The organism is Brevundimonas sp. NIBR10 (assembly GCF_027912515.1).
Lineage (GTDB): Bacteria > Pseudomonadota > Alphaproteobacteria > Caulobacterales > Caulobacteraceae > Brevundimonas.
This window is the reverse complement of the sequence record NZ_CP115464.1, coordinates 611,461-635,278: the sequence shown is the minus strand read 5'-3', so window position 1 is coordinate 635,278 and position 23,818 is coordinate 611,461. Positions and strand designations below refer to the sequence as shown.

General features: G+C 67.9%; 25 protein-coding genes. 11 read left to right on the top strand and 14 right to left on the bottom strand.

Going from position 1 to position 23,818, the window contains the following annotated elements; translation table 11 throughout:
- Nucleotides 1-22 precede the first annotated feature (22 nt).
- Complete coding sequence (locus O5K39_RS03095; RefSeq protein WP_271145817.1) at nt 23-736, bottom strand: YggS family pyridoxal phosphate-dependent enzyme; 714 nt, start codon at nt 734-736, stop codon at nt 23-25.
- Between O5K39_RS03095 and O5K39_RS03090 the strand changes: the two genes are divergently transcribed.
- Nucleotides 735-1,376, top strand: coding sequence for a thiamine phosphate synthase (locus O5K39_RS03090; protein ID WP_271145816.1), 642 nt, complete (start codon nt 735-737; stop codon nt 1,374-1,376). The genes O5K39_RS03095 and O5K39_RS03090 overlap by 2 nt on opposite strands.
- Here the strand turns inward: O5K39_RS03090 and O5K39_RS03085 are convergent.
- On the bottom strand, nt 1,373-1,765 hold the full coding sequence (locus O5K39_RS03085) for an NtrZ family periplasmic regulatory protein (RefSeq protein ID WP_271145815.1): 393 nt from the start codon (nt 1,763-1,765) through the stop codon (nt 1,373-1,375). The genes O5K39_RS03090 and O5K39_RS03085 overlap by 4 nt on opposite strands.
- A gap of 349 nt (nt 1,766-2,114) precedes the next feature.
- On the opposite strand from O5K39_RS03085, the gene O5K39_RS03080 reads away from it, so the two are divergent.
- From O5K39_RS03080 to holA, 4 genes are all read left to right on the top strand, one after another.
- Nucleotides 2,115-2,600: a DUF3576 domain-containing protein gene (locus tag O5K39_RS03080; protein ID WP_271145814.1), complete on the top strand. Its 486-nt coding sequence runs from the start codon at nt 2,115-2,117 to the stop codon at nt 2,598-2,600.
- Nucleotides 2,601-2,754: 154 nt separating this feature from the next.
- On the top strand, nt 2,755-5,343 hold the full coding sequence (gene leuS, locus O5K39_RS03075; RefSeq protein ID WP_271145813.1) for a leucine--tRNA ligase: 2,589 nt from the start codon (nt 2,755-2,757) through the stop codon (nt 5,341-5,343).
- A complete protein-coding gene (gene lptE, locus O5K39_RS03070; RefSeq protein WP_271145812.1) occupies nt 5,340-5,831 on the top strand; it encodes an LPS assembly lipoprotein LptE in 492 nt (163 codons plus the stop codon). The genes leuS and lptE overlap by 4 nt, the downstream gene beginning before the upstream one ends.
- Before the next feature lie 10 nt (nt 5,832-5,841).
- On the top strand, nt 5,842-6,894 hold the full coding sequence (holA, locus tag O5K39_RS03065) for a DNA polymerase III subunit delta (RefSeq protein ID WP_271145811.1): 1,053 nt from the start codon (nt 5,842-5,844) through the stop codon (nt 6,892-6,894).
- Nucleotides 6,895-7,064: 170 nt separating this feature from the next.
- On the opposite strand, the gene O5K39_RS03060 is transcribed toward holA, so the two are convergent.
- The 7 genes from O5K39_RS03060 to O5K39_RS03030 form a co-directional block, all read right to left on the bottom strand.
- Entirely contained in the window at nt 7,065-7,244 is a 180-nt protein-coding gene (locus tag O5K39_RS03060) for a hypothetical protein (protein ID WP_271145810.1), read from the bottom strand.
- A gap of 26 nt (nt 7,245-7,270) precedes the next feature.
- Nucleotides 7,271-8,155 (bottom strand): ParB/RepB/Spo0J family partition protein, encoded by an 885-nt coding sequence (locus O5K39_RS03055; RefSeq protein WP_271145809.1) that lies wholly within the window; start codon nt 8,153-8,155, stop codon nt 7,271-7,273.
- Nucleotides 8,156-8,180: 25 nt separating this feature from the next.
- Nucleotides 8,181-9,002, bottom strand: coding sequence for a ParA family protein (locus O5K39_RS03050; protein WP_271145808.1), 822 nt, complete (start codon nt 9,000-9,002; stop codon nt 8,181-8,183).
- Nucleotides 8,992-9,558: a 16S rRNA (guanine(527)-N(7))-methyltransferase RsmG gene (gene rsmG / locus O5K39_RS03045; protein WP_271147217.1), complete on the bottom strand. Its 567-nt coding sequence runs from the start codon at nt 9,556-9,558 to the stop codon at nt 8,992-8,994. Before rsmG ends, O5K39_RS03050 begins: the two co-directional genes overlap by 11 nt.
- Before the next feature lie 44 nt (nt 9,559-9,602).
- Nucleotides 9,603-11,480: a tRNA uridine-5-carboxymethylaminomethyl(34) synthesis enzyme MnmG gene (gene mnmG, locus O5K39_RS03040; protein ID WP_271145807.1), complete on the bottom strand. Its 1,878-nt coding sequence runs from the start codon at nt 11,478-11,480 to the stop codon at nt 9,603-9,605.
- 160 nt (nt 11,481-11,640) lie between these two features.
- Nucleotides 11,641-12,945, bottom strand: coding sequence for a tRNA uridine-5-carboxymethylaminomethyl(34) synthesis GTPase MnmE (gene mnmE / locus O5K39_RS03035; RefSeq protein ID WP_271145806.1), 1,305 nt, complete (start codon nt 12,943-12,945; stop codon nt 11,641-11,643).
- A gap of 190 nt (nt 12,946-13,135) precedes the next feature.
- Nucleotides 13,136-13,375 (bottom strand): DUF6489 family protein, encoded by a 240-nt coding sequence (locus tag O5K39_RS03030; protein WP_271145805.1) that lies wholly within the window; start codon nt 13,373-13,375, stop codon nt 13,136-13,138.
- Between the two features lie 106 nt (nt 13,376-13,481).
- Here O5K39_RS03030 and O5K39_RS03025 point away from each other — a divergent pair, with 106 nt between their 5' ends.
- Nucleotides 13,482-14,453: a quinone oxidoreductase gene (locus O5K39_RS03025; protein WP_271145804.1), complete on the top strand. Its 972-nt coding sequence runs from the start codon at nt 13,482-13,484 to the stop codon at nt 14,451-14,453.
- Between the two features lie 40 nt (nt 14,454-14,493).
- Here O5K39_RS03025 and rho read toward each other — a convergent pair whose 3' ends face one another.
- From rho to hemE, 4 genes are all read right to left on the bottom strand, one after another.
- Nucleotides 14,494-15,930: a transcription termination factor Rho gene (rho, locus tag O5K39_RS03020; protein ID WP_271145803.1), complete on the bottom strand. Its 1,437-nt coding sequence runs from the start codon at nt 15,928-15,930 to the stop codon at nt 14,494-14,496.
- A gap of 218 nt (nt 15,931-16,148) precedes the next feature.
- Nucleotides 16,149-16,616: a CopD family protein gene (locus O5K39_RS03015; protein WP_271145802.1), complete on the bottom strand. Its 468-nt coding sequence runs from the start codon at nt 16,614-16,616 to the stop codon at nt 16,149-16,151.
- Nucleotides 16,613-17,683 carry a ferrochelatase gene (gene hemH, locus O5K39_RS03010; RefSeq protein WP_271145801.1) on the bottom strand — a complete coding sequence of 357 codons (1,071 nt, stop codon included), beginning with the start codon at nt 17,681-17,683 and terminating at the stop codon, nt 16,613-16,615. Before hemH ends, O5K39_RS03015 begins: the two co-directional genes overlap by 4 nt.
- Nucleotides 17,680-18,714: a uroporphyrinogen decarboxylase gene (gene hemE / locus O5K39_RS03005; RefSeq protein ID WP_271145800.1), complete on the bottom strand. Its 1,035-nt coding sequence runs from the start codon at nt 18,712-18,714 to the stop codon at nt 17,680-17,682. Before hemE ends, hemH begins: the two co-directional genes overlap by 4 nt.
- Before the next feature lie 524 nt (nt 18,715-19,238).
- Between hemE and O5K39_RS03000 the strand changes: the two genes are divergently transcribed.
- Genes O5K39_RS03000 through dnaQ form a run of 5 tightly spaced genes read left to right on the top strand, consistent with a single transcriptional unit; the run spans nt 19,239 to nt 22,901 of the window.
- On the top strand, nt 19,239-20,123 hold the full coding sequence (locus O5K39_RS03000; RefSeq protein WP_271145799.1) for a pyruvate, water dikinase regulatory protein: 885 nt from the start codon (nt 19,239-19,241) through the stop codon (nt 20,121-20,123).
- On the top strand, nt 20,117-20,728 hold the full coding sequence (locus O5K39_RS02995; RefSeq protein ID WP_271147216.1) for a nucleoside triphosphate pyrophosphatase: 612 nt from the start codon (nt 20,117-20,119) through the stop codon (nt 20,726-20,728). Before O5K39_RS03000 ends, O5K39_RS02995 begins: the two co-directional genes overlap by 7 nt.
- Nucleotides 20,725-21,552 carry a shikimate dehydrogenase gene (locus tag O5K39_RS02990; protein ID WP_271145798.1) on the top strand — a complete coding sequence of 276 codons (828 nt, stop codon included), beginning with the start codon at nt 20,725-20,727 and terminating at the stop codon, nt 21,550-21,552. Before O5K39_RS02995 ends, O5K39_RS02990 begins: the two co-directional genes overlap by 4 nt.
- Nucleotides 21,549-22,169 carry a dephospho-CoA kinase gene (gene coaE, locus O5K39_RS02985; protein WP_271145797.1) on the top strand — a complete coding sequence of 207 codons (621 nt, stop codon included), beginning with the start codon at nt 21,549-21,551 and terminating at the stop codon, nt 22,167-22,169. Before O5K39_RS02990 ends, coaE begins: the two co-directional genes overlap by 4 nt.
- Before the next feature lie 27 nt (nt 22,170-22,196).
- The gene (gene dnaQ / locus O5K39_RS02980) at nt 22,197-22,901 is read left to right on the top strand and encodes a DNA polymerase III subunit epsilon (protein WP_271145796.1); all 705 of its coding nucleotides are present in this window, start codon (nt 22,197-22,199) and stop codon (nt 22,899-22,901) included.
- 27 nt (nt 22,902-22,928) lie between these two features.
- Here the strand turns inward: dnaQ and O5K39_RS02975 are convergent, their stop codons facing one another.
- A complete protein-coding gene (locus tag O5K39_RS02975; RefSeq protein WP_271145795.1) occupies nt 22,929-23,798 on the bottom strand; it encodes a tetratricopeptide repeat protein in 870 nt (289 codons plus the stop codon).
- Between the last annotated feature and the right edge of the window lie 20 nt (nt 23,799-23,818).

Here is a 23,818-nt window from a genome sequence, read left to right as displayed (position 1 = left end):
CAGGCCGGAAAATGAAGCGGAATCAGACCCTAGAGGGTGCCTCGGGCGACTTTCGTTCCCCGAAGATCGCCGATCCGACCCGGACATGGGTTGCGCCGAACCGAATCGCCGTCTCGAAATCGCCGCTCATCCCCATGGACAGGACCTTCAGGCCGTGGCGTTCGGCCAGCTTTGCCAGCAACGCAAAATGAAGTCCCGCCGCCTCGTCCACCGGCGGAATGGCCATCAACCCCTCGACGATCAGGCCGTAGTCGTCGCGGACGCTGTTCAGGAAGGCGTCGAGGTCGCGGGGGATGATCCCCGCCTTCTGAGGCTCCTCGCCCGTATTGACCTGGACCAGCAGGCGCGGTGCTCGCCCCGCCTTCTGGATCGCCGCCGCCAGGGTCCGGGCCAGGCTGTCGCGGTCCAGGGTCTCGATGACGTCGAACAGGGCCACCGCATCGGCCGCCTTGTTCGACTGCAGGGCCCCGATCAGGCGCAGTTCGACATCGACGGGCCGAGCGCGTTCTTCGGTCCAGCGGGTCTGCGCCTCCTGCACCCGGTTTTCGCCGAAGACGCTCGCTCCGGCGGCCAGGGCGGCGTCGATCGCCTCGCGGTTTTGCGTCTTGGACACGACGGTCAGGGTGACGGAGGCAGGATCGCGACCGCAGGCTTCTGCGGCGACCCGGATGCGCGCCTGCACGACGGCCAGCCGATCGGCGATGGACGCGGGGCTCTCGACGGGAGATGAGGGCATGATGGACCTCTCGGGTGACGCAAGGACACTGTGGGACGCCGCCGTGGCTCTAGCCCGCGCGGCCGCGCCTGTCAGCCCGCGCGGATTGCCGCCCCTGCTGTTCTTCACCGACCCGGTGCGCACGCCGGAGCCGTGGCGAACGGCCGAGCGCCTGCCGGAGGGGGCCGGCGTGGTGTATCGGGGCTTCGGAGCGCCGGACGCCGATGTCGTGGGCCGACGCCTGCGCCGGATCACCACCGATCGAGGCGTCAGATTGCTTATCGGCCTGGACGCCGATCTGGCCGAACGGATCGAAGCGGACGGGGTCCACCTGCCCGAACGGGCGGCAGGTCAGGCGACGGCGCTGCGGGCGCGGCGTCCCGACTGGCTGCTGACGGCGGCCTGCCATCGGCCTGAGGGGGCTGCGCCACAGGGTCTGGACGCCCTGGTGCTGTCACCGATTTTTCCCGCCGGCGGGACATCGTCCGTGAAGCCGGCCCTGGGGGTCGAGGCGATCGGGGCCGTCGTTCGGTCAACCGGCCTGCCGGTCTATGCCCTGGGTGGCATAGGTCTGGAGACGGTGGGCCGGTTGGCCGGGAGCGGCGCGTGCGGCTTGGCTGGGGTCGACGCCATCCAGCGGGCGTTCGGGCCGAAAACCTAGAACCGGAAGATCGATTCCAGACGGATGCGCGGCTGGGAGCGGCGATCGGTCTCGGCGGCGCGCGCCGGATCCTGGGCCGGGCGACCCAGGGTGGCAGCGGCACCGACGCTGATGCGCGGGGTCACGGAATAGTAGGCACCGGCTTCGGCGTCACCCCAGCGGGCTTCGCGGCCCACGGGCTGGTTCATGTTGAAATTCAGGCCCCAGCGGCCGTTCTCGTTCCAGCGCAGGCCACGACGTTGCGGGGCGGCCTGGGAACGCTGGGCGGCGGAGGCTTCGGACAGGGAAACGGCGGGCGCGCGCGAACGCGTCTGCGCGGAGGCTTCTCCGGCGACGGTCACAAGGGCGGCGGCCCCGATAAGTCCTGCGATGATCGCGCCGAACCGCATTTCCAACCCTTCATCGCGGCAAGGGTGCCGCGCTACAGACGAACCGGTGTCTTCACCGTGAACAGCCGCGATTAGACACCCCGCGACCGTTCGGTCAACGCAACGAGCCCAAATCACCCCGGTTCCAGTGACTCTGGACCGGGCTGTGGCCCATGCGTCACGCGACAGGTGGGGGCCGGGTCGACCGCTTGCAACGCCACGGGGGCAGCTTCGCCTTGTCATTGCCCCTTTTCAGCGTGTTATAGAGCCTCGCTACGGCGTCGACCTTGCACAGGCGGCGCTGTCGCGCCTGCGCGGCCTATCTGGCCCAAGCGGTTCGGCGTCCACAGACTTGACGGAGATTTTCTTGATGGCCCCCCACACAGCGACGGCCAGGACCCGGTCAACGACCCTGACCCGGGGCGTCGCGATCGCCGCCATCGCCTCCGGCCTGTTGCTGTCCGCCTGTGGCGGAATCCCCTTCATGGGCAAGCCCGACAACACGGCGGCCCGCACGGCCGCGGCCCAGGCGGGGATCGGCGTCAACGCCTATCTGTGGCGCGCCACCCTCGACACCCTCAGCTTCATGCCCCTGATGACCGCCGATCCCTGGGGCGGCGTCGTGAACTATGACTGGTACATCAACCCCCAGACGCCCAACGAGCGATTCAAGGCCACGGTCTTCATCCTCGACACCCGTCTGCGGGCGGATGCGCTGAACGTGACGGTGACGAAGGAGGTCAAGGACGCCTCGGGCGCCTGGACCGGCGCGCCCGTCGCCGCCCAGACCGAGACCGACCTCGAGAACGCCATCCTGACCAAGGCGCGTCAGCTGAACCTCGCCAACGCGGGCTGAGCCAGGCTCAATCCGCTCTCTTTTGGGGCGCTAACGCTCGGCTCGCGGAGCCTCGCTGCTTGAGCGCGACGCGCGTCCCGATTTTCTTGGGCCGTCTTGCCATTCGGGCTATGTGAGCGCGGAGGGGATCGCCCTCTCCGCTTCCAGGATTCCCGTGGCCCGTTACGACCCCAAGACCGCCGAACCCCGCCAGCAGGCGCGCTGGGCCCAGGCCGACGCCTTCGTCGCGAAGGATACCGGCCGGCCGAAATACTATGTGCTCGAGATGTTTCCCTATCCGTCGGGCAACATCCACATGGGCCACGCCCGCAACTATGTGATGGGCGACGTCGTGGCACGTCACAAGCGGGCGCAAGGCTTCGATGTCCTGCATCCCATGGGCTGGGACGCCTTCGGCATGCCGGCCGAGAACGCCGCCATGGAACGCGGCATCCACCCCAAGGGCTGGACCTACGACAATATCGCGGCGATGCGCGAACAGCTGAAACTGCTGGGCCTGTCGCTGGACTGGAGCCGCGAATTCGCCACCTGCGACCCGGAATACTACGGCAAGCAGCAGGCCTGGTTCCTGGAGCTGTATCGGCGTGGCCTGGTCTATCGCAAGGACGGGGTGGTCAACTGGGATCCGGTCGACAACACCGTTCTGGCCAACGAACAGGTCATCGACGGACGCGGCTGGCGCTCGGGCGCGATCGTCGAGAAGCGCAAGCTGAACCAGTGGTTCCTGCGCATCACCGACTATGCCGACGACCTGATCGAAGGGCTGAAGACGCTGGAAGGCCGCTGGCCCGACAAGGTCCGGCTGATGCAGGAGAACTGGATCGGAAAGTCCAAGGGCGCGACCCTGTGGTGGGACATCGTGGAAGCGCCGGACTTCCTGCCCGCCTCGCCTGAGGGTGAGCCCAATCACGCCCGTGACCCGATCGAGGTCTATACCACCCGCCCCGACACGCTGTTCGGGGCCAGCTTCCTGGCCCTGGCCCCCGACCATCCCCTGACCCGGGCGATCGCCGCCCACCGCCCAGACGTCGCCGCCTTCGCCGAGGCCTGCGCCCGGACCAGCACCTCCGAAGCAGACATCGAAAAGGCCGAAAAGCTGGGCGTCGACCTGGGCGTGCGGGTTCGTCACCCCTTCGACCCGGACAGGACCCTGCCCGTCTGGGCGGCCAATTTCGTGCTCTCTACATACGGATCGGGTGCCATCTTCGGCTGTCCGGCCCACGACCAGCGCGACCTGGATTTCGCCCGCAAATACGACCTGCCGGTCACCCCGGTGGTCAAGCCCGACGGGGCCGAGGACGTCGAGATTGGCACCGAGGCCTATGTCGGCCCGGGCTCCATCTTCAATTCCGACTTCCTGGACGGCCTGTCGGTCGAGGCCGCCAAGGCCGCCGCCATCGAGCGCGTCGAGGCCGCCGGTCAGGGCAAGGGGGCGACCATCTATCGCCTGCGCGACTGGGGCGTCAGCCGCCAGCGGTATTGGGGTTGCCCGATCCCGGTCATCCACTGCGAGGCCTGCGACGTCGTTCCGGTTCCGGCGGATCAACTGCCCGTCGTCCTGCCCGATGACGTGACCTTCGACGTGCCCGGCAACCCCCTGGCGCGGCATCCGACCTGGAAACACGTCAAATGCCCGTCCTGCGGGGCAGACGCGACGCGCGAGACCGACACACTCGATACCTTCGTCGATTCCAGCTGGTATTTCGCCCGCTTCCCCGATCCGACGGCCGCCGAGCCGATCAACGCAGCCGCCGCCGACCACTGGCTGGCGGTCGATCAGTATATCGGCGGGGTCGAGCACGCTGTCCTGCACCTGCTCTATGCCCGGTTCGTGACCCGCGCCCTGGCCGACGCCGGCATGCTGTCGGTGCGCGAGCCCTTCGCCGGCCTGTTCACGCAAGGGATGGTGGTCCACGAGACCTACCGCCGCGCCGACGGGGCATGGGTCGAGCCCACCGACGTGGACCTGACCAATGATGCGGGGGTCCGCAGCGCCCGCCAGCTCTCGACTGGCGAGACCCTGATCATCGGCGACATCGAGAAGATGTCCAAGTCCAAGAAGAACGTCGTCGCGCCCCAGGAAATCCTCGACAGCCACGGCGTCGACGCCGGCCGCCTGTTCGTCCTGTCAGACTCACCGCCCGAGCGTGACGTTCAGTGGACCCCCGGTGGGGTCGAGGGCGCCAGCCGCTTCGTCCAGCGCGTCTGGGCCGAGTTCGAAGCCTATGATGCGGCTCCTGAGGGCGACGCCACGGCCAACACCGCCCTGGTCCGCGAGACCCACAAGGCCATCAAGGCCGTGTCCGAAGGCGTCGAAGGCTTCCGCTTCAACTCGGCCATCGCAAAACTGTACGCCTTCCTGGCCACCGTCCGCGATGCGAAGGACGCCGGCGGCGAGGCGAAGGCGCAGGCCCTGTCGGCCCTGGCCCGGCTGATCGCCCCCTTCACCCCCCACCTGGCCGAGGAAGCCTGGGCGCGGCTGGGCCACGACGGCATGGTGCTGGACGCCCCCTGGCCCGTCTTCGACGCGGGCCTGGCCGCCGACGACGAGGTCGTCCTGCCCATCCAGATCAACGGCAAGCGCCGAGGCGAGATCACGATGCCGTGCGGTGCCGATCCCAAGGCCGTCGAAGCCGAGGCGCTCGCCAACCCGGCCGTTCAGGCCTATCTGGAAGCCAACGCCCAATCCATCCGCAAGGTCATCGTCGTGCCCGACCGCATCGTCAATCTGGTGGCCGGATGAGCCGGGGGCACCCGGCGGCGCTTAGCCTCGTCGCGATCGCGGTCGCGGGTCTGTGCACCAGCGCGTGCGGGTTCACGCCGATGTACGCCACGGGCGGAGTTCCGGTCATGTCGCGGATCGCGGTGACGGCCGAGGACAACCGCCTGGGTTATCGGCTGCGCGAGCAGTTGGAGGATTCCCTCGGCTGGGACCGGGGATCGCAGCCGGCCTGGCGGCTGACGACGTTGACGGAACAGAGCCGCCGCCCCCTTGGCCGCCGGATCGACGACACCGCCACCCGCTATGAATTGACCGTCCGCACGGCCTGGACGCTGACTCCGACCGGAGCCGGCACCCCCCTGACCGGCGTCGAGACCGCGACCCTGACCTACGCCGCTGCAGACCAGCCCTATGCCGCCATCGCCGCCCAGCAGGACGGCGAGGACCGCGCCGCCGCCGAACTGGCCCGTCTGATCCGTCTGGATATCCTCAGGGCGTTGTCGGAATGAGCCCGCGCCGATGATCCTGGCCAAGCGGCCCGAGATCGACCGCTTCCTGGCCCGTCCGGACGCAGGGATCCGGGCCGTCCTCATCCACGGCAAGGACCGCTCGGGCGTTTCCGAGCGCGCCACCGTCCTGTGCAAGACGGTCACGCCGGACCTGAACGACCCCTTCAACGTCACCGTCCTGACAGACAGCGATATCGACGGCGACGAGGCGCGGCTGGAAGAGGCCCTGACGGCGCTCAGCATGATCGGCGGGCGGCGTCTGGTCCGCGTGCGGCTGGGCGGCGACAAGGCCTCGATCGACAAGATGCTGGCGGCCGTGGTCAAGACCCACGGCGACGGCGGCTTCAACCCCGACGCCATGCTGGTCATCGAAGCGGGCGCTCTGGGCCGCGACTCGGCGCTTCGCAAGGCCGCCGAGGCGGGCAAGGGCTCCGCCGCCATCGTCTGCTACGAGGACGAGACCGGCGACGTGGCCCGCATGACCCGCGAGGCCCTGGCTGGAGAGAAGGTGTCGCTGACGTCAGACGCCCTGGACCGTTTCGTGTCCCGCCTGCCCCGCGAGCGCGGCCTGATGCGTCAGGAGATCGAACGGCTGGTGCTCTACATTGGCCCCGGGTCCGGTCGCCAGATCGATGTCGCCGAGCTGGAGGCCCATCTGGGGGTCGAGCCCGACGCCTCGCTTCAGGACGCGGCGCTGCAAGCCTTTGGTGGCCGTCCCGCGCCGTCGCAATCCGGCCTGCGCCGCGCCCTGGCCGAGGGCGAGAGCGCCGTCATGGCGGTGCGCCAGGCCTCGATCCATCTGGGCAAGCTGCGCCGCATCAATGTGCTTCAGGAAGCCGGCAGCGGGGCCAAGGAGGCCGCCAAGGCCGCCGGCGTCTTCTGGAAACAGGAGGCCGAAATGCTGCGTCAGGCCCGCGCCTGGCGTCTCGACGACCTCGACCGGGTGCTGGACAGTATCAACACCGCCGACGTGGCGACGAAGACCACGGGCATGCCCGAGGCGTTGATCGCCGAGCGGCTGCTGCTGGAGATCGCGGCGCGGGCCAGGCGGCTGGGGCTGTAACTGATCTTCTTCCCCCGCTTGCGGGGGAAAGCGGTCCGTCGATCGCGCAACGATCCAGGACCGATGGGGGAAGTCTTGCTTCTTCGCTTCCTTCACACGACCCCCATCGTCGCTGCCTTCGCTTCGCTCAGGGACGCGACACTTCCCCCGCTACGCGGGAGAAGAAGATATCATCCCCGCTTCGACGCCTTCTTGAAGGCGGGCTTGGCCATGGCGGCGCTCTTGGCCTGAGCGGCTTTTTCGGCGTGCTGGGCGGGCTTGAAGCCGCCGCCACCGCCGGCAGCACCGGCCTTCTTGGCGGCGAGGACGCGTTTCAGGGCTTCGGCGGGGGTCTCGGGCGTATCGTTCATGGCGTCAGCCTAGCACGGGATGGCCGCTACAGGCGCATAAGACGCCGACACAGATCATCGAGCTGTTCGAGCGTGGCGTAGGACAGGACCAGATCGCCCTTCCCGCCCCGATCGGCCAGCGAAACCTTCAGCCCCAGGGCGTCGGCGAGGTCGTTCTCCAGCGCCGCGATGTCGGCGGCACCCTCGCGGGAACCGCCTCCGGCCTTGGTTACCGGCGCGACCGGACCTGCAGCCGCCTTGCGGGCCAGGGCTTCTGTCTGGCGGACGTTCAGGCCGTCGCGATGGACCTGTTCGGCGAGGGTTGCGGGGTCGGGCGCGGTCACGAGGGCCCGCGCATGGCCGGCGCTGAGCCGTCCGTCGCGGACATAGTCGATGACGCCGTCGGGCAGTTGCAAAAGGCGGATGGTGTTGGCCACATGGCTGCGGCTCTTGCCGACGATGCCCGCGACCATGTCCTGGGTCCGCGCAAACTGTTCCATCAGCTGTTTGTAGGCCTCGGCCTCTTCGATGGGGTTCAGGTCAGCGCGCTGGACGTTCTCGATGATCGCGACCTCGAACACCTCGGCGTCGTCCATTTCGCGGATGACGACGGGCACTTCGGTCAGGCGGGCGGCCTGGGAGGCGCGCCAGCGGCGTTCGCCGGCGACGATCTGGTACAGGTCCGACTGGCCCGTGATCGGCCGCACGAGGATGGGCTGAAGCACCCCTTTGTCGCGGATGGAGTTGGCCAGTTCGTCCAGCTGTTCCTGGGCGAAGATCTTGCGGGGCTGGTGGGGGTTGGGCTTGATCTGCTCGATCGGCAGGGTGGTGACGCCGCGCGACGCATCGCCCGTGACCGACACCGGCTCATTGATGGTCTCACCCATCAAAGCGGACAGACCGCGACCCAGACCGCGTTGACGTTCAGACACTTCAGGCAATTCCGTTCGTTAAGGTTCAGGCGGCGAGTTGGGCGCGGCGACGGCGCTCGCGGCCGACCACTTCCTTGGCGAGGCGCAGATAGGCCTGGCTGCCAGTGCATTTCAGGTCATAGATCAGCACAGGCTTGCCGAACGACGGAGCCTCCGAGACCCTGACGTTGCGGGGAATGACGGCGTCATAGACCTTGTCGCCAAAATGGCTGCGCACATCGGCCGCGACCTGACCCGACAGGGCGTTGCGACGATCGTACATGGTCAGGACCAGACCCTGGATTTCCAGTGACGGGTTCAGGCTCTGACGGACCATCTCGATCGTCTTCATCAGCTGCGTCAGGCCCTCCAGCGCAAAGAATTCGCACTGTAAGGGCACCAGCACCCCGTCCGCCGCCGCCATGGCGTTGAGCGTCAGAAGGTTCAGGGACGGCGGGCAGTCGATGAGGACGTAGTCATACGCGGTATGGCCAGCATCGGCGGGCTTTTCGAGGGCATCGCGCAGCCGATACGACCGCCGGTCCGCCTGGCTCAGCTCGATCTCGACGCCCGACATGTCGGCGTCCGCAGGGATGATGAACAGGCCCGGTACGCTGGTCTGGACCGCCGCCTCGTGGATCGACCGTCCGTCGACCACCACGTCGTAAATCGTGATCCGTCGTGTTTCACGTGGAACACCCAGACCCGTGGAGGCATTGCCCTGGGGGTCCATGTCGACGATCAGGACCTTCTCGCCGATCGCGGCCAGGGCGGTGCCCAGGTTTATGGCGGTCGTCGTCTTGCCCACCCCGCCCTTCTGGTTGGAGACGGCAAGCACACGGGTTCGCTTTTCGCGTTCAAGAGCCACGGCGCAGTGTCCTGACGGTTAGGATTCGTCCGCGCGGATCGCTGCGGGAGACGGAGAGGTCTGCATCCACTTGCCAGACCTTGCGGGCCTCTTGCAACTCGGCTTCGGCCTTCTCTCCCTTGAGAAACAGACCTTGTGCACCGCGCTTCAGATAGGGCTGTGCATAACCCAGAAGTTTCTCCAACGGGGCGACCGCGCGGGCCGTCACGACATCGACCTTGATCTCCTGTTCCTCGGCCCGACCCCAGACGACGGTGGCCGGCAGGTCGAGCTGATCGACGATGGTCTGGAGGAAACGGCAGCGCTTCTGGAGCGAGTCGATCAGCCAGACATGGGCGTCGGCGCGGCCTTTCAACAGGATCGAAAGGACGACCCCCGGGAACCCTGCCCCGGCCCCCAGATCGGCCCAGGTCCGGGCATCGGGCGCGAGGTCGAGCAGTTGCGCAGAATCGAAGGCGTGCCGATTCCAGAAGTCCGGCAGGCTGTCCGGCCCGACGAGGTTCATCACCGCATTGGCCTCGGTCAGCCGATCGAGAAAGACGGCGAGGTCCGCCATCCGCTCGGGCCAGGCCCCGGTGGCCGTCTGGAATTCGGCGGGGGTCACGCGGCGACGTTGTCCGCTTTGGCGGAACGTTTCACGTGCGACAAAAGCGCGGTCAGGGCACCGGGCGTCATGCCCTCGATTCGCCCCGCCTGGCCCAGGGTCGTGGGACGCACCAGGCTGAGTTTCTCGCGCAGCTCGTTCGACAGCCCGCCGATCGCCGCGTAGTCGATCTCGTGCCCCAGGGCCAAGGCTTCCTCCCGGCGCAGGGCCTGAGCATCGGCCGCCTGGCGGTCAAGGTATACGGCATAGCCCGCGTCGATCTCGACCTGCTCGCGCACGGCAGCGGGCCAATTCGTGATCACGGGATAGGCCCCGACGAACGCCGACAGGTCCACGCCGGGATAGGCCAGCAGATCACGCATCGACCGCCGCTGGCCGTCGGGATTGACGGTGATTCCCAGCACCTGCGCCTCCTTGGGGGTGAAGGTTGTTTCCCGGACCAGGGCCGAGGCTTCGGTCAAGGCGGCCGCCTTGGCTCCGTACCGTGCGGCGCGCTCGGACGAGACGATTCCGAGTTCGATCCCGAGCGGTGTCAACCGTTGATCGGCGTTGTCGGCCCGGAGCGTCAAACGGTACTCCGCACGGCTCGTGAACATCCGGTAGGGCTCGGTCACACCGCGTGTGACCAGATCGTCGATCATCACCCCGATATAGGCCTGGTCCCGCCCCAACTGGATTTGCGAGGCACCTGAAGCCAGACGCGCCGCGTTGAGCCCCGCAATCAACCCTTGACTCCCGGCTTCCTCATACCCCGTCGTGCCGTTGATCTGACCGGCCAGAAACAGACCCGGCCGCCGTTTGACCTCGAGCATGGGGGTCAGCTCGCGCGGATCGACGTAGTCGTACTCGATCGCATAGCCGAACCGGAAAACCTCGACCGATTCCAGCCCGGGCATGGTCCGCAGAAACGCCATCTGGGTCTCGGGCGAGACCGAGGTGGAGATGCCGTTCGGATAGACCGTCGGATCGTCCAGCCCCTCGGGTTCCAGGAAGACCTGGTGCGAGGTCTTGTCGGCGAACCGCACGACCTTGTCCTCGATCGAGGGGCAATAGCGCGGGCCGCGTCCGGTCAGGTGTCCGCCATAGACGGCGCTTTCACCCAGATTGGCTGCGATGATGTCGTGGGTCGCCTGGGTCGTGTGGGTGATGCCGCAGGCGATCTGGGGCAAGTCGATCCGGTCGGTCAGGAAGCTGAACGGCACAGGGACATCGTCGGCCGCCTGCATCTCCAGCCGGTCCCAGGCGATGGTGCGGCCGTCTAGCCGCGCCGGGGTGCCGGTCTTCAGCCGCCCCATCAGCAGGCCTGCGTCATAGAGGTCGGCGGCCAGCCCGGTCGAGGGCGCGTCGCCGCGTCGGCCGGCGGGCGTCCGCTCCTCGCCGCAGTGAATCACGCCGTTCAGGAAGGTGCCCGTGGTCAGGACCACGGCCCCGGCGCGGATCGCCACCCCCTCCCCGGTCGTCACCCCGCAGACGCGGTCGTCGTCGAGGATCAGCCCCTCGGCGGTTCCGGCCATCAGGGTCAGGTTCGGTGTCCGGGCCAGCTCGGCCTGCATGGCCTCGCGGTACAGGCGGCGATCGATCTGGCTGCGCGGCCCCTGAACGGCGGCACCCTTGGAGCGGTTCAGTAGACGGAACTGGATCCCGGCCTTGTCACCGAGCCGTCCCATCAAGCCGTCCAGGGCATCGATCTCGCGCACCAGATGGCCCTTGCCCAGGCCGCCGATGGCCGGATTGCAGCTCATCTCGCCGATGGTCTCGAGCTTCTGGGTCAACAGCAGGGTGTGCGCACCCGACCGTGCCGCAGCCGCCGCCGCCTCACAGCCGGCATGGCCACCGCCGATGACGATGACGTCGAAGGTCGAAGGGGAGTTCATGGCGCGGGACATAGGGGAAACGGGCGTGTTTCGCCAGTGACCGAGGGAGGTTCGAGGTTCGAGGGCTAAGGGGCGAGGATCGAGGAAAGCGAGACTCGCCATCGATCACGGCGACGCTCCCCCTGCTCGAACCTCAAACCTCAAGCCTCGAACCTGTCCTCTACTTCCCGATGCAGAAGGTCGAGAAGACCTCGCCCAGGACGTCCTCGACGCCGATCGCGCCCGTGACGCGGGCCAGGGCGTCGGCGGCGCGGCGAAGGTCGTCAGCGGCCATCTCGGGGGCGATGTCGAGGGCAATGCGGCCTGCCTCGACGGCGGTGAGGGCCTCGGTCAGGCGCAGGCGGTGGCGTTCGCGCGTCACGGCCGGGAAGTCGGCGCCCGACAGATCATCGGCCAAGCGGGCGGCGATCCAGTCGTGAAGCTCCGCAAGACCCTGACCCGTCGTCGTGCTGAGTGTGATTGCGGCGTGGTCCGGTGACGTCCCCGGCGCGGCAAGGTCCGCCTTGGTCAGGACCAACAGGTCGTCGGGACGGGCGAAACCGGCGGCCACCCCCTCGGGATCACCGGGAGCCCGGACCCATAAACGCAGGTCGGCGTCGGCGGCCCTCGCCCTTGCGCGGCGCACGCCTTCGGCCTCGATGGGGTCGTCGCTGTCGCGCAGGCCAGCGGTGTCGGACAGGGTGACGGCATAGCCGCCGATGACAAGCTCGGCGTCCAGCACGTCCCGCGTGGTGCCGGCGATCGGGGTCACGATGGCTGCTTCACGTGAAACAAGAGCGTTGAACAGGGACGATTTGCCGGCGTTGGTCTCGCCGATCAGGACGATGCGATAGCCCTCGCGGACACGACGGCCCCGGTCGGCGTCGGAGAGGGCGGCCCGCAGATCCGCCGTCAACCGGTCCAGCACGGGCCCTGCGGTCCGGGCCAGATTGTCCGGGATCTCCTCGTCCGGAAAATCGATCTCGGCCTCGACCAGGGCCAGGGCCGTCAGCAGATCACGCCGGAACCCGCCGTAGGTGGCGCTGAGCGCGCCGTCGAGCTGGCCGAGCGCCTGGGCCGCCTGGGCTGTGGTTTCGGCATCGATCAGATCGGCGACCGCCTCGGCCTGAGCCAGGTCCATGCGGCCGTTCTCGAACGCGCGGCGGGTAAACTCGCCGGGATCGGCGGGGCGCAGGCCGAGCGCGATCAGCGCGCTTGACGCCGCCTCAACGACCGCCCGCCCCCCATGCAGATGCAGTTCCGCACAGTCTTCGCCGGTGTAGGAGTGCGGACCCGGAAAGCGGAGGACCAGCGCCTGATCAATGACGGTGCCGTCGTGGGTCAGGGTGCGCAAGGAAGTGAGGCGAGGCTCCAGCCTGCCTGCGCCGAGGGCCGCAAGAACCGCATCCGTCCCCGGCCCCGAAAGGCGCAGGATGGCGATGGCCCCGCGTCCCGGCGGGGTGGCGAGGGCGAAGATGGTGCTCATAGCTCTCCTCCCCGTTTCCGCAGCGAATGGGGAGGTGGCAGCGAGCCTCTTGCGAGCTGACGGAGGGGGCGACACGCTGGGGTGAATGGGAGGCGTGTGGCCGGAAAAACCTGGTCGCCCCCTCCGTCACGCCGCGAAGGCGCGGCGCGCCACCTCCCCATCGCTATGCGACGGGGAGGAGAGTCTTGCATCACGGCTTGGTCACCGACGTCGCCGCCGCCTGCATCAGCTGGCGGAACTGGTCCTGAGCCTGGAGGCCGAAGCTGGTCCAGGACTTCATCAGTTCCTCGGGCTGCATGGCCGACATGTTGGCGTCCATCCGCTTCTGCATCTCAGCGACCAGATGGTCGTTCAGCGGCTCGACATTGGGCAGGCCCAGAAAGGCGCGCGCCTCGGCGGGTTCGCACTCGATCTCGATATTGACTTTCACGGCGGCGCTCCGACCTAGAGTTCATGCGTTCATAGGCCGATCCGGCCCCCGAAAGGAACCCGCCAATGCCCACCTCGCACCCCTCGCCCACCAGGAACCCGACCTGATGCGCGCCGTCAGGATGGAGGCACCCGGCGGGCCCGAGGCTATGACCGTCATCGATGTCCCGACCCCCGAGCCCGGGCCCGGTCAGGTCCGCGTCCGTCATGAGGCCATGGGGCTCAACTTCATCGATATCTATCAGAGGACCGGCCTCTATCCCCTGCCCTGTCCGACGGGTCTCGGGCTGGAGGGGGCCGGCGTCGTCGAGGCGATCGGTGAAGGCGTGACCCGGTTCAAGCTCGGCGACCGCATCGCCTATGCCAGCGGTCCGGTCGGTGCCTATGCCGAGGCTCATGTCGTCGAGGCGGCCCGGGCGGTCCATGTGCCGGACGAGATTCCGCTCCCCGTCGCGGCGGGCGTGATGCTCAAAGGCATGACTGCGGAATACCTTGTTCGGCGAACGTTTCACGTGAAACAGGGTCAGGTCATCCTCGTCCACGCGGCCGCCGGAGGGGTCGGTCAGATCCTGTGCCAGTGGGCCAAGGGGATCGGCGCAACGGTGATCGGCACAGTCGGATCGCCTGAAAAGGCCACCTTGGCCCGGACGCGCGGCTGCGACCACACCATCCTCTATCGCGACGAGGACATCGCCGCACGAGTGCGAGAGATCACCGACGGCAAGGGTGTCGCCGTGGCCTACGACTCGGTCGGGGCCACGACCTTCGAGGCGTCTCTGGCCAGCCTCAGCCGGCGCGGGATGCTGGTGATTTTTGGCAACGCCTCAGGCCCGGTCCCGCCGTTCGATCCCTTGAGACTGTCGCGTGGCGGGTCGCTGTTCGTCACCCGGCCGACCCTCTTCGACTATATCGCCACCACCGAAGAGCTCGACGACAGCGCCGCCGCGCTGTTCGCCGAGATCGCCTCGGGACGCGTCAAGATCGAGATCGGCCGGACGTTCAGGCTGGAGGATATCCGGGAGGCGCACCGCACGATGGAATCCCGCGAGACGACGGGATCGAGCATCCTGGTGCCGTAGTCTCCTCCCTATCGCGCGGCGATGGGGAGGAGACGTCGCCTTACGTATTCATCGACTGGAAGAAGTCGGCGTTGTTCTTGGACTGGCGCAGCTTGTCGAGCAGGAACTCGATCGCGTCCTGCGGCCCCATGGGGTTCAGGATGCGGCGCAGGACATAGGTCTTGGTCAGCTGATCCTTGGGCGTGATCAGCTCTTCCTTGCGGGTGCCGGACTTCAGCACGTCGATGGCGGGGAAGATGCGCTTGTCGGCGACCTTGCGGTCCAGCACGATCTCGGAGTTGCCGGTGCCCTTGAACTCTTCGAAGATCACCTCGTCCATCCGGCTACCGGTGTCGATCAGGGCCGTGGCGATGATGGTCAGCGATCCACCCTGTTCCACATTCCGCGCCGCACCGAAGAACCGCTTCGGCCGTTGCAGGGCGTTGGCGTCCACGCCGCCGGTCAGGACCTTGCCCGACGACGGGACGGTCGCATTGTAGGCCCGGCCCAGACGCGTGACCGAGTCCAGCAGGATGACGACGTCACGCTTGTGCTCGACCAGCCGCTTGGCCTTTTCGATCACCATTTCGGCGACGGCGACGTGGCGGGTGGCGGGCTCGTCGAAGGTGGAGGCTACGACCTCGCCCTTCACGGTGCGCTGCATGTCCGTCACTTCTTCGGGGCGCTCGTCGATCAGCAGGACGATCAGGAAGACCTCGGGATGGTTCTTCTCGATCGACTTGGCGATGTTCTGAAGCATGACCGTCTTGCCGACGCGCGGCGGGGCGACGATCAGGCAGCGCTGACCCTTGCCCAGAGGCGCGACGATGTCGATGACCCGGCCCGAGCGATCCTTCAGCGTCGGATCTTGGATTTCCATGTGCAGCCGCTCGTCGGGATAGAGCGGGGTCAGGTTGTCGAACAGGACCTTGGTCGAGACCGTTTCCGGGCTCTCGAAATTGATCGTGTCGACCTTGAGCAGGGCGAAATAGCGCTCGCCTTCGCGTGGGCCACGAACGGCCCCGTGGACCGTGTCGCCGTTCCGGAGGCCGAAGCGGCGGATCTGCGAGGGCGAGACATAGATGTCGTCCGGACCCGGCAGGTAGTTGGCGCCGGGGCTGCGCAGGAAGCCGAAGCCGTCGGACAGGATTTCCAGAACCCCGTCGGCGATGATCTCGACCTCCTCGTCGGCCAGGGCCTTGAGGATGGCGAACAGCAGGTCCTGTTTACGCAGGTTGCCGGCGTTCTCGATCTCGAGCTGTTCGGCGAAGGCGACCAGGTCGGCGGGGGTCTTGTCGTTCAGTTCCTGAAGCGTGATCCGGCCTGACGGGACGACGGCCTCGCCCTCCTCCTCGTCCTCGGCTTCGGCGGCTTCGATGGCGCTGTCAGCGGCGGCGATCTCTTCCGGGGTCGCGTCGGGCGACTGATCTTCGGACGACGGCGTATCCAGGGCCTCGGCCTCGGAAGCGGCGGAATCGGTGTCGGATGCGTCGGTCATGTCGGGATAGCACTCGGCCGCGCGCCCGGACGCCAGGCGGCGCGGGACGGGAGGCTTGGAAAAGATTGGCCTTGTGGGCCGGAGGGAGGGCGTCGGGTCCGGCGGCGGCTTAACAAGCCAGGCGCACCGGTCGGCGCAGAGAGAAGGGCAGCGCAGCCGAAGCCACGCCTCACGCGCAGCGAAACCACGGATCGGGGGGCGGGGTCAAGCGTGACCGCCTAGCTAAGCGTCCACTCTGTCGTCACCGAGAGGACCATGACGATGGCCAGCAGGAAGGGAATCTCGTTGGTCATGCGCCAGAATTTCGAGGTCCGTACCGACGTCCCCGCCAGGATTCGCTTGCGCTCTGCCGACAGGAAGCCGTGCCAGCCGAACAGCAGGGCGACGCCCAGCAGCTTCACGACCATCCACGGCTGGGCGAGGAACTCGGGGCCCCGCATCTGCACGTCGAGATGGATCAGCCAAGCCCCGAAGATCAGCGACAGGGTCGCCGCCGGGTTCAGAATGATCTTCAGCAGCCGCCCCTGCCAGGCACGCAGCAGGGTCCGCATTTCGGTCTTCAGCGGCTCGGGCTTGTCGGCCTGTTCGGCGTCATAGGCATAGAGGCGTGGCAGGAACAGCAGGCCGGCCATCCAGGCGATCACGGCCAGGATGTGCAGGCCCCGGGCGATGTCATAAGCGTTCATGCGGCGCGGCTTTCCTGCTCGGCCTGATAGGGACAGGCCTTCCAGCGCGCCTTGCAGCCCTGACCACAGGGGGCGGTGGCGATGGTATCGCGGCCGAGCGCCCCGGTCACGGCCTCGGCCAGCTGGGCGATGAAGGGCGCGGCCAGGCTGACCGTGGGGGTGCGCAGATAGGGGGCGACGCCGAGGCTGTGGGCCAGTTCGCCGTATTCGATGTCGAGCTCGACCAGGGTCTCGATGTGCTCGGAGACGAAGGCCACCGGCACCACGATGACGCCGACACCGTCACTGGCCGCCTGGGCGATGCCGTCGGGTGTGGTCGGCCCCAGCCATTTCATCGGCCCGACCCGGCTCTGATAGCAGAGGACGTGGTCCACGCCTTCGCCCAACCCGGCCATCACAGCCGCGACAGTGGATTCGACCTGTTCCTGATACGGATCGCCCTTCTTCAGGACCAGGCTCTCGGGGATGCCGTGAGCCGAAAACAGGACCCGCACCGGCTCGTCGCCGGCCTGGATCAGGGCGGCCCGGATGCCCTTGACCTGGGCTTCGATCCATCCCGGGGCCTGGGGGTAGCAACAGACGGCGCGGGTGCGGCCGGGTCCTGAGTAGGCGGCGTTCCAGGCCTTGAGCGACGACTCGGTCGTCGTCGTCGAGAACTGGGGATAGAGCGGCAGCAGAACCACCTCGTCAGGCGCAAACGCCGCGACCTCGGCCGCGACCTGTTCCGTCAGCGGGTTCCAGTAACGCATGGCGATGAAGGTGCGCACCGTGTCGCCCGGCAGGCCCTCGGACAGCACCGTCTCCAGAGCCACCGCCTGTTTGCGGGTCTCGGGCAGCAGGGGCGAGCCGCCGCCGGCATCCATCATCGCGTAATTGGCCTGGGCCGAGGTCTCTCGCCGCGACGAGATCACCCGGGCCACAGCGTTCCTCAGAAATCCCGGCAGGCCGATGATGGCCGGGTCGCTGAACAGGTTGAACAGGAAGGGCTTGACGGAGGCCGCGTCATCGGGCCCGCCCAGGTTGAACAGGACGACCGCGATCCGACGGTCCGGGGTCGGGCCGGTCACTGCGCACCGATCCGCTTCAGCACCTGTTCGACATGGGCGATCGGCACATCGGGCAGGATGCCGTGGCCCAGGTTGAAGATCCACGGCCCGTCGCCCCAGGCCTGCATCAGCTGATCGACCCGCCGGTCCAGCAGATCGCCGCCGACGCGAAGCAGCAGGGGATCGAGCGCGCCCTGGATCGGCTTGATCGCCTGGACCCGTTTGCCGACCTCCAGCGGACAGGCGGTGTCGAGCGCCACGGCCTGGACGTCGACCTCACGGGCATAGCGTTCGGCATGGGCCGCCGAGCCGCGCGGAAAGCCGATCAGGGGCACGGTGACGCCGAGCTCGCGCGATCGGGCGACCAGACGCTTGTGGGGCTCCAGCACCAGCCGGTCGAACAGGTCGTCGGGCAACCCTTCTGCCCAGCTCTCGAAGATCTTGAGCACCTGGGCGCCGGCGTCCTGCTGCATCCGGAAATAATGGGCCGTCGCCTCGATCAGGACGTCGAGCAGCCCGTCGACCTTCTCGGGCTCGGCATAGGCATAGGACCGGGCCGTGGCGCGCTCGCCCTTGCCGATCCGGTTGTGGTGGCCGTCCAGCATATAGGTCGCCACCGTCCAGGGTGCCCCGGCGAATCCGATCAGGGCCCGTTCCGGCTCCAGAGCCGCACGAACCCGTGACAGCGTCTGGCCGATCGAGGCCAGGTGGTCGCCGGCCACCGGCGCCAGCTCCGCCATCCGCCCGACGACGGGCATTTCGCCCAGACGCGGTCCCTCCCCCGTCTCGAACCAGACATCCTGACCCAAGGCCTGGGGGATCAGCAGGATGTCGGCGAAGACGATGGCGGCGTCGAAACCGAACCGGCGCATGGGCTGAAGTGTCGCCTCGGCCGCCATCTCGGGGTTCATGCAGAAGGCGATGAAGTCGGGAGCCTCCGCCCGCAGAGCCCGGTACTCCGGCAGGTAGCGCCCGGCCTGACGCATGAACCAGACGGGCGGACGGGGCGTAGTCTGTCCGGCGAGGACTTGGAGCAGGGCAGGCGTTGTCATGACCCGCCTCTACGAGACCCCCGCCTGCGTCTCAAGCCCCGCTCTCAAGCCTGACCCTCCCCTTCACCTGATCAAGAATAGAAAAAAGATGGAGGCAGAAGGTAGGGCCCGGGATGGCGGGGATGACATGGCCTCATTGCCATGAACGTAAACAGAACCTTAACAGACGCGTGACGGTCTCTGCGCGCATTCATCGCACCCTGTCGAAACCGTGGATAATCCTTAACCAACCCTTAACGCGCGGGCGTTTGAGCGCCGTTCGGGCGGTTGATGACGACGGGCACCGTTTACCTTTCGTTAGGACTTTCCCCACGCAGGCGAACGGCGCGTGTCAACCTTGGGACAGTCGAGGCTCTGGCGGTTCAAACGGCGCCCGCGATCCCGTCTCGCCGTCCCGAGGGCGCGGCGCTATAGAGAACGATGCCCCGGCGACGGGACGTTTCGACCCGACTTGAACGCCTCGTCCCAGGGGTGATCCACAGGAAGCCACGGATGCATCCCCACCTCAGTTTGCGGACCCCGTCGTGAGCCCCGCCCCGGCGGACGGCGCGCGCGGACCCGGCGTCTCGCGACTGGCGACCTATTTCCACGTCCACCTGGTCTCGGATTCCACCGGCGAGACCCTGAACGCCATGGCCAAGGCGGTCACCGCCCGGTTCGACGGCGTCATCCCGATCGAGCACATCTATGCCCTGGTCCGGTCGTCCAAACAGATGGAGCGGGTGCTGGAGGAAATCGCCGTGGCTCCGGGCGTGGTGCTTCATACCCTGGTCGATCGCGACCTGCGGGCCCAGCTCGAGAAGGGCTGCCGGACCCTGGACATGCCGCACATCGGGGCGCTGGATCCGCTGGTCGGGGCTCTGTCGCGCTATCTGGGGGCGGCCCTGTCGACCCGGATCGGGGCCCAGCACGCCCTGGACCACGAATATTTTAACCGCATCGCGGCGCTAGACTACGCCATGGCCCATGACGACGGCCAAGGGACGCTGGAACAGCTGGAAGGTGCCGACGTCGTCCTCTGTGGCGTGTCCCGCACTTCCAAGACCCCGACCTGCATCTACCTGGCCCACCGGGGCATCCGCGCCGCCAATGTTCCCCTGGTCCCGGGCCAGGAGGACGGCGAGCGGCTGGTGGCCCTGCGCAATCCCCTGGTGGTCGGCCTGACCGTCTCGCCCGATCGCCTGATCCAGATCCGCAGGAACCGCCTCGACGGCCTGAACGCCGACCGGTCCTCGGCCTATGTCGACCACGACGCCGTCCGTGACGAGACGGTCAAGGCCAGGCGGGCCTTCGAGCGTCGCGGCTGGCCCACCATCGACGTCACCCGCCGCTCGGTCGAGGAAACCGCCGCCGGCATCGTCAACCTGCTCAGCGAAAAACGCACCCGCCGCCTCGGAGCCGCCTGGTGAGGCGCGACGGCGCCAGCGACACCCTCGTACTCGCGTCGGGCAGCAGCGCCCGGGCGTCGATGTTGGCGAATGCGGGGGTCAGTTTCACGGTCGAGGTCGCGGGGGTGGACGAGGACGCCATCAAGGTCGCCATGGCCGATGCGTCGCCTGAAGAGCTCGCGGTCGAGCTGGCCTGTGCGAAGGCCCTCGCCGTATCCCGCCACCGGCCCGAGGCCTGGGTGCTGGGGGCTGACCAGACTTTAGCCTTTGACGGAGGCCTGATCTCCAAGGCCGGGTCGGTCGAGGAAGCGTGGGCGCGACTGGCGACGATGCGCGGCCGGACCCACACCCTGCACTCCGGCGCGGCCCTGGCCAGGGACGGCGCGGTGGTCTGGTCGGGGGTCGATACGGCGCGGATGGTGATGCGCCAGACGTCCGACGCCTTTCTGGATGCCTATGTCGCCGAAGAAGGCGAGGCGATCCGGTCCTGCGTCGGCTCCTATCGGCTGGAAGGCCTGGGGGCCCAGCTGTTCGAGCGGGTCGAGGGCGACTATTTCACCGTCCTGGGCCTGCCGTTGTGGCCGGTGCTGACCGAACTGAGGCGCTGCGGCGTGTTGAGCACATGAGCCGTCTGATCACCGGCGCGGCCAGGCTGGGCGGCATCGTCGGCCGGCCCGTGGCCCATTCTTTGAGTCCGGTCATCCACAATGCCTGGATCGAAGCCGCGGGGATGGACGCCGTCTATGCGGCCTTCGCCCCGCCCGACGAAGCCGCGTTCGAGACCCTGGTAGCGTTCGGCCGGGCCGGGATGCTGGCCGGGGTCAATGTCACCGCCCCGTTCAAGGAACAGGCTTTCGCCCTGGCCGACAGCGCCAGCGCGGAGGCGACCGCCTCGGGCTCGGCCAATGTCCTGGTGTTCGAGGACGGCCGGGTCCACGCCGATTCGACCGACGGGTTCGGCCTTCTGGCGGCCCTGGCCGATCAGGCCCCTTCGCTGACGTTAAAGGGCGCGACCGTGGTCATGCTGGGGGCAGGGGGCGCGGCGCGGGCGGCGGCCCAGACCCTGGCGGCGGCGGGAGCCCAGGTCCGGCTCGTCAATCGGTCGCGTGACCGGGCCGAGGCGCTGGCCGCCGATCTGGGCCCTGCGGTGTCGGTTGCGAACGAGGCGAGCGCCTTCGACGGCGCGGCCCTGATCGTCAATGCGCTCAGCGTTCCGCCGACCCTGGACCTGGGGCAGCTGGCGGCGGGGACGGCGGTCATGGACATGACCTATCGGCCGGTCGAGACGGATTTCCTCAAGGTGGCACGGGCACGGGGCCTGACGCCGGTGGATGGGCTGGGGATGCTGATCGGCCAGGCGGGGCCGTCGTTCCGGGCCATCTTCCGCGTCGAGCCGCCGGCGCTGGACCTGCGGCCCCTGCTGCTGGCGGCGATCGGAGACCCGGCTTGATCATCGTCGGCCTGACCGGTTCGATCGGCATGGGCAAATCGACGACCTCGGCGATGTTCGCCGACGAGGGTGCGGCCGTCTGGAACGCCGACGACGCGGTCCATCGGCTCTATGCCCCAGGCGGTGCAGCGGTCGGGCCGGTGGGCGAGGCCTTCCCCGGCGTGGTCGTGGACGGGGCCGTGGACCGGACTCGGCTGGCCGAGGCCCTGGGCCGGGACGACACGGCCTTCAAACGGCTGGAGCGGATCGTTCATCCCCTGGTCGCCGAGGGGCGGCTGGAGGATCTGGCGCGGGCGGAGGCGCGGGGCGTCCGGCTGGCGGTGCTGGACATCCCCCTGCTGTTCGAAACCGGCGGCGATGCGGCCATGGACGCCGTGGTCGTGGTCAGCGCCGACCCGGAGATTCAGCGCGCGCGCGTCCTGGCCCGGCCCGGAATGACGGCAGAGCGTTTCGCCGCCATCCTGGAACGCCAGACGCCGGACGCGGAAAAGCGTCGCCGCGCCGACTTCGTCATCGATACCGGGCGCGGGCTGGACGCGGCGCGGGTGCAGGTGCGCCGGATCGTCGAAACTGTCCTCAGTCCAGGCTGGTCTTCGCGGCGGCCCGGCCTTTCCTGAGGCGGCGAACGGCCCCATAATTCGCTCATGGCCCGCGAAATCGTCCTCGACACCGAAACCACCGGCTTTGACCCCAGGACGGGTGACCGGCTGATCGAGGTCGGCTGTATCGAGATCCTGGACCTGTTGCCGACGGGGCGGACCTTTCACCGCCTGGTCAATCCCGAGCGTCTGATCCCGCCCGACGCCATCCGGGTCCACGGCATCACCGACGACAAGGTCAAGGACGCGCCGAAATTCGCGGAGATCGTCATCGACCTGATGGACTTCATCGGCGACGCGCCCGTGATCGCCCACAACGCCCAGTTCGACCGCAACTTCATCGATCATGAGTGCGGCCGCTGCGGCCAGGCCCTGCTGCACGAGACCCGCTGGATCGACACCCTGGCCCTGGCCCAGGCCAAGCATCCGGGCCAGCCGAACTCGCTGGACGCCCTGTGCAAACGCTACAAGATCAATCTGGCCGACCGCACCTTCCACGGCGCCCTGATCGACGCGCGCCTGCTGGCCGAGGTCTATCTGGAGCTGCGCGGCGGCAAGGAACGGGTCCTGGACCTGACCAGCCGCAAGGGCGCCGAACAGGCCGCCGCCTTCGCCGCCGCCGGCGGTCACGGCCTGCGCCCCCGCCCGCTCGCGCCCCGCTCGACCGAGGCCGAACGCGACCGCCACCTCGCCTTTCTGGCCGCGACCCTGAAGGACCGCTCGCTGTGGGACGGCTACGGGGTCGGCTGACGCTGGTCTGCGCTGCCTGTCAGCGGTCTAAGTCGACGGTACTCTGCTGTCCTGTCGCGCAAGAGCTTCGTATCCGCTTATCTGTGCAGCCAGTACCGCAGCCGCCGCCCGGCCTTCCGGCTCGGGGTCTTCGGTCGTCGCGATCAATATCCAGCGCCTCGCCTCGGCGAGGAGTACAAGATCAACTGGGCCAACAGGAGCATTCGGTACTGCACGGGTGAGCGCAGATCGCCCGATGAGAAGAGCGGCGTCCTTTCGACCGACGGAATAGGCCTTCTCGAACCAGATCCCGGCTTCGACCCGGTCGACGGGCCCGCCAAGGCCGTTCCACGCCATAGTTGCGCGTTGGAAAGCCGCATTCCTCTGGTTCTGCGAGGCGGCCTGCTCATACCAGAAGCGCGCCTGCCCGTAGTCGCGCTGAACGCCTTCGCCTCGACCATAGAAATTACCGAGATCGGTCTGGGCGTCAGGATCGCCCGCTTCGGCACCCCGACGGCACAGGGCGAAACCCCTTGCCGGATCGGCAGGCACTCCCTCGCCGAAGGCGTAGAGGTTGCCCAACGCGCACAGCGACTTGGCATAGCCGCCCTCGCCCGCCGCCGTATAAAGGGCAACCGCGCGAGCCATGTCCTTCGGGGCACCTTCATAGCCGTTCTGATAACATTCGGCAGTGAAATGGGCCGCTTCGGCGGAGACGTCCGCCGCCGTACCCCAAGCGCGGCAGGCGGCCGGGAAATCCCGCGCCTTGATCGCGGTCAGACCATCAAGGAAAGCCTGTGCCCCCGGAACTCCTGAGGCGATAAGGATTTCGAGTTCTTCCTGCGACCCTGTCTTGCCATAGCGGGCGACGGCGGCGCTCAGGTCTGGACGCGCGATCGGCCCCGCCGCATCGGACAAGGCCAACAGCGCGAGCCAGA